The sequence below is a fragment of the Microcoleus sp. B9-D4 genome (assembly GCF_036705105.1).
GTDB lineage: Bacteria > Cyanobacteriota > Cyanobacteriia > Cyanobacteriales > Microcoleaceae > Microcoleus.
This window is the reverse complement of the sequence record NZ_JAUBTS010000125.1, coordinates 1-6601: the sequence shown is the minus strand read 5'-3', so window position 1 is coordinate 6601 and position 6601 is coordinate 1. Positions and strand designations below refer to the sequence as shown.

The window sequence follows — 6601 nt, the reverse complement described above, 5'->3', positions numbered from 1 at the left end:
TATTTGATGAAGCCAGAAAAATGTAAAGGTAAAATAATCCATAATGCGTGAGAGTGAAATCTCTTTGACTTTGGGGACATTACCAACTTAGTGCTGCTCCATTTCAGTGTTCAAAAAATTGAAGAAAAAGCGATCTTGCCCACTCGACGAAGGGCGCGATCGCTTTTTTTCGGAGTGCGTAGGCAACGCCCGTCGTAGATATCGCTTTTCGTTTACTAGAGAGCCATTGATTGACGCGATTACATTAATTTTTCTTAATAAAAATTAATCTTTTTTGGCTTGTTCAGTTTGAGTAACTAAGACATAATCTGATCGAGGTAAATTATTCTATTTCCCCTTATCTATAGCCAGTCTAAATTATGTCTGGACACTTTGCCACATCATTGGTGCAGTTCTGCCCATCCTCTGGGCTAGAGATGAATGTTCACTTTTTCTTAGAAGAAAAGCCAATTAGACAAGAGCAGAAATTGAACACTTTAAGTAAGTATGTTCAGAAATATCCCCAAGGATGGAAAAAAAGATTAGAACTAGCTAATTTGCTTTACCAGATGGGAGACTGGCAGCAAGCCGTTGCCGAATATCATCAAGTGATTGAGCGACAAGCGCAATTAATGGGTGTGCGGCTGCAACTAGGGAAACTATTGCAGCTAATGAAACGAGAAAAAGAGGCAATAGAAGTCTATGAAAAAGCCTTGTCGTGGTACGAAAACGAAGCGACTCAGCATCATATCAAGGGATTGATTGCAGTTTGTCGGGGTGAGAGTGACCAAGCAATTATTGCCTTTAATTTAGCAACTCATTTAGAACCTGAAATAGTCGTTCACCGGCTGGCTTTGGCACAGGTGTATCAGCAGATAGAAAATCATCTTGGCGTGCTCAGTGCTGTGGAGCAAATTTTGGCAATCAACCCAGATGATGTTGTGGCGTTGATTTACAGCCATGATGCGAATCTGGCGGTGGGGGATATGAGCGCCGCAACAGAGCAGTTGAGCAAGCTTATAGCTCTATTTCCGAATGATTTTAGGGTACTGCAACGACAAATTGAGCAACGTCTTCAGATGAGATTAGTTTCTGGTGAAGAGGGGAAACTGACGAAAAAGATGATTACCTCTTTACTGCTACAAACTCCTCATGGGGCTGAGGCTCACAATTCTCTGGGCTATTATCACATTTTCCGGGGAGATTGGCGGCAAGGTGTGGAGGTATTAGCAGAGTTTACCGCCCAACACCCCAATCATCCTTATGGTTGGTATTACTATGGCCGGTGCTTATACGACACGAGAGACTATCAAAAAGCAGCACAGATGATGGCGAATGCTTATCAACTGTATCCCGATAATTGTGCAATTTATCAGGTCTTGTGTGAAATTTTACCGGCTGCCAAACGCTGGGAAGAATTGCGTTTTGTGGCAGAACAGATGCTGAAACGATTTCCTGAACGTTGGAGTGTTTGGGCGACTGCGGGGCGGGTGTTGGTGGAACACTTCAAAGAGATTGAACGAGGATGTAGTGTTTCTGAGCAGGGCACAAAACTTCAGCCGCAGTTAGTTGATACTTGGTTTCGTCATGGGCGGGTGTTGGCTTTGGCGCTTAAACATCAAGAAGCGGTGGAGGCGTTGGAGAAAGGATGGAAGTTGTTACCAGCGGGAATTTCTCTGCAATTCGTGCCCGTGGCGGTGTGGTTGGGGGAGAGTTATCGGGTGCTGGGGGATGTTGGGGCTAGTCAGCGATGGTGGAAAGTTGCCGGTGAGGGATGTCAGGAATTGAGCGCGTTTAACCCGGCTATGGCTGACTACTGGTTAGGGAGAACTTTGGTGGGGTTGAGGGATAAGTTGGGGGCGGTACAGGCTTATGAAAGTGCTTTGAGTCAGCAGTTGTTGTATCCGGCGCGTGGGGAGGTTGAGAAGAGTTTGCGGCGGTTGAAGGGTAAGGGGAGAAAGGGTTCTAGGGGTTGAGGGGGGATTTTTTGGGAATAAAATTTCCTTCGTAACTCGAAAAATTACTAAATTGGGATCGGGAAACGTCTAAAAGATGTGGGAAGAAAAAACCACCAATCAACGTAAATTTCAACAAACGAGGTATTGTCGTATGAGTTTTGTCAAAAAATTACCAGCGGTTTTAATCGCTGCGGTTGGAATCTCTTTTAGTTTCGCCGGTACAGCCTTAGCAGAAACGATTTTATTAGGAGAGAAGACTCTCGGTCCTCAAGAAACACTGGACTTAAGGCCAAAAGATATGAGGAATACAACGCTTTGCTTCCAGACAACTGATAACTTAGTGGGTAACCTAAAATTGCTTTATATCACCGACAGGGTGGGCGGAATAGACGTAAAAATAGAAGATTTACAGGCTAGCGCTAAAGAACAATGTATATCCAAAAGAATGGGTATATATCCGGTAAAGGTAATAAATATGCAAAGAAACAGGCCTGAGTTTAGTCGATCTGTTCGTGTACGTGCGACGCAAGAATAAAGAATTACGTCAGGAAGCGCGTATCTAAAGGCATAGGCTTGAAAAAGTCAGAATCTGACCAGAATAAGTATGTTTCACGAGTAGTAAAGCACGGTGGATTTATTGTCAGAGGATAAGTAGGTAGGCGCAAATAAACCTTGCTGTGTAACCGAATGTAAATCGGCTAGAACCGTAAGCGAATTGCGACGTTTAACGAACAATGACATACTTATGTATTTTCCCACTCATCTACTTAAATGTATCATAGTATTTGCGATCGGGTCTGACCCGATCGCAAATACTATGATACCTTGCTCCTGCGACAATTAATCCACCCTGCCTTCGGGGGGGTCAGGGGTGTCCCTGTGTCCCATTATTACTCACTCCTTTCTAGCTTTCCCAAAACAATTAAACTTTCTAAATCTTCCACAGCATCAGGCAGGAAATCTTGTACAGCCCTTCTTACCAACCGCAAAGCAGTTTCGTCAGCCCCTCCCAACATCCGCGTTAAATCCCCTATATCAATACCGCGACTAGCTTGTAGTTTCATCAAGACCAGATAAGGCAATCCGATAATTGGCAATCCATCGGGTGCTTTATTTGGATTTGTAATTGCCTCTCTTACCCAAGAATCTCTTGATTCAATTACATCAAAATAAGTACCATCAGGCAATTCCCAAGTGCTGCCACCAATGCTAAGTTCTCCCGTTCTCGTGCTACCAGCTTGCTCTAATTCTCGATAAAGATTAGCAGCATCTTGAGTTAATACTAAAATAGCCACGTCATCGGTCATTCTTTCAGGCATATAGAGCCGAGTAGCAATCCCTCCGACTACAACAAAAAGGGTTTTTTGAATGATCGTTTTAATGGGGAGCATCCCGAATTTGCAAATATATCCTACAAAATCGGGATGCTCCCGATCGGGACTTACGCGCTGACAAAAAAATAAGAGTGAAGTTAATCTATCACTCTTATTTAGCTTTGATGATATCTAACAATAGTCCGGACAGTTTTCAATCACTAACGGCAGAATGAGGGTTTCAGCCTTCTCAGTGAGGTCAAATGCTAACGGTAGAATGAGGGTTTCAGCCTCGGTCTCAAAAACTGTCCGGAGTATTGATCTAATATGATGTCCGTTTAATTAATGTGATGCAATCTTGTAGAGACTTAGTAGACAAACTCCCTACAAGAAAAGCATTCAGGCAAACATCATATTGTGTGGTTTAGCAACCGCCAGACCCACCGAAACCTCCCATAAGAGGTTTTAAAGATACTGAAGGCATTTGATTTAGTGTCACCGATAACTTAGGAGCAGAAAATTGCTGCTGCGTATGCTGCATTTGATGTTTAAGCTGATGGCCAGCGTGTGCCAAGTGAGCATTGTGACGCATTTGCTCCAATATGTGGTCGTCTTTTTTGGAACTCATGATTTTTTCCTCCTCTTGGGAGAGAGAAACAATAATCTGATCGTAGCTAGGCTAATTCGATATGTGTCCAGATTTTTCTAGGAAATGCTAATATAGAAAAATCTGGAAAAATCTTGACAAATCTGGATCAAATCTAATATAGTAGACCTACCGTTAAACAATAGTCCGGACAGTTTTTATAGGGCCCAATGGCTTAGGCTCGCTTGACTTCGCAGCCCCTGTGGATAATTAAATCAATGTCAGATCCACCCCTGACTTACATTTAATTCGACTTTTTTATGATCCTTGCCCCGCGTAAGCTTGTAGTATCGTTCCAAAAACTGTCCGGAGTATTGGTTAAATAATTATTCTCATAATGATTATAATATGCAATCTATGGATATTAAGGAAACAGTCGATCGCTTGGTCTTTGCGGAAACAGGTAAACACTTGAGCGATATTCAAAAGAAAGCAATAGAAGGAATCTGCCAAGACCAAACTTATGGTGATATTGGAAAAAATCATGGGTATAATGAGAAATATGTTGCTGACATAGCCGCCAAACTTTACAAAATTATCTCAACACAATTAAGATTACAAAAAAAAGCTGTTAATCAATCAACTTTTCTCAGCACAATAGAGGCAGCAAGAATGGAATATATTGGCTCACAGGTTGTTAAGGCAAATGATGTTAATGTTGTAGGCAATCATAATTTTAATATTTATTCAAATACTTCTAAATCCGAACATAATAATGATACTTCAGAAGCAGAAATTAATCCTCTATCTAATTACCAAGATTGATCAATTGCACCCAGAATTACTAAATTTTACGATCGCGCTTCCGACCTCGCTACCCTTTCAGAATGGATACTTACTCAAAATATTCCTTTAATTGCTGTATTAGGATTAACCGGAATTGGCAAAACTACTCTAGTTAAAAGATTTATTGATTTAAACAGTCAACAATTTGAAGTGATTATTTGGAGAAGCCTCAAATTTCCTAAATCATTAAATGATTTACTAACTAATATTTTAAATCGTTTATCCGATGAAAATAAAAGTTTGACAAATATCGAAGATCGATTAACTAAGTTATTTGAAATATTCCGTCATAAAAAATGTTTAATTGTTCTGGACAATCTGGAAAATATTTTTATTAAGGGTCAACTAGCAGGACAATATCAGCCAGAATATGGTGATTACAAAACTTTATTTGAAATGACAACTCAAATTGAACATCAAAGCAGTTTAATTTTGATAAGTCAAGAAAAATGTCGAGAAATGGTATCTTTAGATGATAATTTAGACATGATTAAAACGTTAGAATTAAACGGCTTAAATGATGTAGATTTTTTGAACGAGTTCAAATTAATAGAGCGAGAATATTGGTCAAAATTAATTGATTTATATGATGGTAATCCTTTATACTTAAAGCATATTGGAGCTTTAATTAAAGAGGTATTTTCAGGTAAAGTTAGCGATTTTATTAATGGAAATAGCACATTATTGAATGAGGATTTAAAGTCGGTTTTTAATCAAAAATTTATCGAACTGTCGCCAATAGAACAACAAATTATTTTTGCACTCACTCAGCCAAAACAATCATTTTCTATAGATGATTTGAAGTCGTGTTTATCTTCGCCTATAACCGATATTGCTGATGGTTTACGGTCTTTAAATAGACGGTATTTATTAAAAAAGATAGTAGAGGATGAAAGTTTATTTACTCTCAAACCCTTATGGATAGAGTATGCGATCGCAAATTCCCAAATTCTTCTAAAATAAGGTAATGAGAAAGGCGATCGCTTGTTTTATTATCAAGAAACTTCGAGCTCTGTAAGTTTTAGCCTGGATGGAAAGCAAGTAGCTATAAGTGGTAATGACGGTAAAGTTTTGCTGCGGCCTGTGAGAAACTTAGAGGGAGCATCCCGATTTTGCAAATAGACTGCCAGCAGCTAAAATCAAAACAGTAGATCAGGGAAAAAAATGAGCATAACTCCCGAAGAACAATTACGCTTATCAGCTTGTATTCAAGAAATAGCGCAAATCCTTTACAAAAATACAGATTCAGCAGAAATAGCTACCTTAGAAAGGCTTGAGAAAGTAGTACGTCAACAGATGTTAGAATATGTCAGCCCCAAAGTTGCCCTTTTTTTATCCAAAAAGTAACCAAAACGGTTAAAGGGCGATCGCGCACACTCAACAGTTGTGTAGGACGGCTCTTCATTACACAAAAACAAGCAAACCGCTTGGGGATCGAGCCTTACAGCCGTAGAAGTCCTCTGTTAGAAAAATGCTGTTTTTTACTTTCGGCTTCTGAGTCGTACCAAAATGCCTCTGTTGACCTAGCCACCCTCACAGGAGTCTATGTCAGTCATAGCAGTCAACACAGGCAAGTGCAGCGCCAAGAATTTTCCGTCTTGCAAGCTAAAGGTGCGATCGCACAAGTCAGCATAGATGGCGGTAAAGTGCGACTCCGAACAGAACAGGGACTTCCGTGTGAGTGGCGCGACTATAAGGCAGTACGCTTGCAAGACCTTTACTATGGCGCTTTCTTCCAAGATAACTTAAGCCTCACCGATTGGGTGAATAGTCAGCCGCTAACTAATCCTGTAATCTGTTTAGGAGATGGTCACTCCGGGTGTCTGGAATTTATTCAAGGAATTGACACTCCCTGTGCTGAAGCAACAGGGATTCTAAAGAAACTACCAAAAGGTAATTCTTGAAGGCGCTGTCAATGC

General features: G+C 40.4%; 8 protein-coding genes. 6 read left to right on the top strand and 2 right to left on the bottom strand.

What is annotated here, in order from left to right; genetic code table 11:
* Positions 1-359 precede the first annotated feature (359 nt).
* Together QUB24_RS32720 and QUB24_RS32715 are read left to right on the top strand one after the other, a co-directional pair.
* Complete coding sequence (locus QUB24_RS32720) at positions 360-1955, top strand: tetratricopeptide repeat protein (RefSeq protein ID WP_333157717.1); 1596 nt, start codon at positions 360-362, stop codon at positions 1953-1955.
* A 133-nt stretch (positions 1956-2088) separates the two neighbouring features.
* A complete protein-coding gene (locus QUB24_RS32715) occupies positions 2089-2472 on the top strand; it encodes a hypothetical protein (RefSeq protein WP_333157715.1) in 384 nt (127 codons plus the stop codon).
* Between the two features lie 355 nt (positions 2473-2827).
* On the opposite strand, the gene QUB24_RS32710 is transcribed toward QUB24_RS32715, so the two are convergent.
* Both QUB24_RS32710 and QUB24_RS32705 read right to left on the bottom strand, forming a co-directional pair.
* The gene (locus tag QUB24_RS32710; protein WP_333157714.1) at positions 2828-3244 is read right to left on the bottom strand and encodes a hypothetical protein; all 417 of its coding nucleotides are present in this window, start codon (positions 3242-3244) and stop codon (positions 2828-2830) included.
* Between the two features lie 430 nt (positions 3245-3674).
* The gene (locus tag QUB24_RS32705; RefSeq protein ID WP_333142663.1) at positions 3675-3878 is read right to left on the bottom strand and encodes a hypothetical protein; all 204 of its coding nucleotides are present in this window, start codon (positions 3876-3878) and stop codon (positions 3675-3677) included.
* A gap of 375 nt (positions 3879-4253) precedes the next feature.
* On the opposite strand from QUB24_RS32705, the gene QUB24_RS32700 reads away from it, so the two are divergent.
* From QUB24_RS32700 to QUB24_RS32685, 4 genes are all read left to right on the top strand, one after another.
* Entirely contained in the window at positions 4254-4661 is a 408-nt protein-coding gene (locus tag QUB24_RS32700) for a hypothetical protein (protein WP_333157713.1), read from the top strand.
* Positions 4662-4664: 3 nt separating this feature from the next.
* The gene (locus tag QUB24_RS32695; protein WP_333157719.1) at positions 4665-5645 is read left to right on the top strand and encodes an ATP-binding protein; all 981 of its coding nucleotides are present in this window, start codon (positions 4665-4667) and stop codon (positions 5643-5645) included.
* Positions 5646-5846: 201 nt separating this feature from the next.
* On the top strand, positions 5847-6029 hold the full coding sequence (locus QUB24_RS32690) for a hypothetical protein (RefSeq protein WP_333157712.1): 183 nt from the start codon (positions 5847-5849) through the stop codon (positions 6027-6029).
* 80 nt (positions 6030-6109) lie between these two features.
* Complete coding sequence (locus tag QUB24_RS32685; RefSeq protein ID WP_333157711.1) at positions 6110-6586, top strand: hypothetical protein; 477 nt, start codon at positions 6110-6112, stop codon at positions 6584-6586.
* Positions 6587-6601 lie beyond the last annotated feature (15 nt).

Excerpts from the sequence above, each read along its gene's own strand:
- QUB24_RS32720 (WP_333157717.1), top strand. The coding sequence starts at position 360 with ATGTCTGGACACTTTGCCACATCATTGGTGCAGTTCTGCCCATCCTCT.
- QUB24_RS32705 (WP_333142663.1), bottom strand. The coding sequence starts at position 3,878 with ATGAGTTCCAAAAAAGACGACCACATATTGGAGCAAATGCGTCACAAT.
- QUB24_RS32710 (WP_333157714.1), bottom strand. The coding sequence starts at position 3,244 with ATGACCGATGACGTGGCTATTTTAGTATTAACTCAAGATGCTGCTAAT.
- QUB24_RS32715 (WP_333157715.1), top strand. The coding sequence starts at position 2,089 with ATGAGTTTTGTCAAAAAATTACCAGCGGTTTTAATCGCTGCGGTTGGA.
- QUB24_RS32690 (WP_333157712.1), top strand. The coding sequence starts at position 5,847 with ATGAGCATAACTCCCGAAGAACAATTACGCTTATCAGCTTGTATTCAA.
- QUB24_RS32700 (WP_333157713.1), top strand. The coding sequence starts at position 4,254 with ATGGATATTAAGGAAACAGTCGATCGCTTGGTCTTTGCGGAAACAGGT.